General features: G+C 65.8%; 1 protein-coding gene. It reads right to left on the bottom strand.

What is annotated here, in order from left to right; translation table 11 throughout:
* The coding region (locus EBE87_RS28480) for an IS110 family RNA-guided transposase (protein ID WP_122140320.1) at positions 1–699 on the bottom strand (699 nt) is incomplete at its 3' end.
* Between the last annotated feature and the right edge of the window lie 96 nt (positions 700–795).

The raw sequence follows: 795 nt of genomic DNA, 5'->3' as shown, positions 1-795 counted from the left end.
TGGTGCCAACGCGGCCATCGCCGTTGCGGTAACCGGCCCGATGCCGGGGATGGTCGTCAGACGCCGTGCTACCTCGTCCTCCCTGGCACGACGGGCGATCTCGGTATCCATCCGGGCGATCTGCTCGTCGAGGGTCCGCAGCATTCCTATCAGCAGTCCCAGCGCCAGGCTGGCAGCCGGAGGCAGGCCGCTCGCGGGGTCCTCGACCTGCGCGATCAGCTTCGTGACGTGCCCCGGTCCCTGCGCAACCACCCGCCCGTACTCAGCAAGGTGGCCACGGAGGGAATTGATGATCTGCGTACGCTGCCGGACCAGCAGGTCACGCGCCCGGAATACCACCGCGCTGGCCTGCTGCTGCTCGCTCTTGATGGTGACAAACCGCATCGTTGGTCGCAAGGCTGCCTCGCAGATCGCCTCGGCATCGGCCGCGTCGTTCTTCTGACGCTTGACGAAGGGCTTCACGTATGACGCAGGGATGAGCCGGACATCATGCCCCAGCCTGCTGATCTCACGGCCCCAGTAATGGGCTCCGCCACAGGCCTCCATCGCAACGAGGCACGGGGGCTGGGCCGCGAAGAACTCCAGTACCTTGTCGCGGCGGAGCCGCTGCCGGAACGTGACATGTCCGGCGTCGTCCGCCCCGTGAGCCTGAAAGACATGCTTTGCCAGATCCAGTCCGATGACCCGGGTCGTTGCCATGAGAACCTCCTTCCGGTGAGCGTCAGGTGCCAATCTCAGCACGACTTCGCCGTCGAGAGGGGGCGCCCACCCCATCTAATCGGGGTTTCCAGGTCA

Source organism: Teichococcus wenyumeiae, assembly GCF_003696345.1.
Classification (GTDB): Bacteria; Pseudomonadota; Alphaproteobacteria; order Acetobacterales; family Acetobacteraceae; genus Pseudoroseomonas; species Pseudoroseomonas wenyumeiae.
Note: the sequence above shows the minus strand (reverse complement) of the source record. Positions and strands in the feature narration are given on the sequence as shown.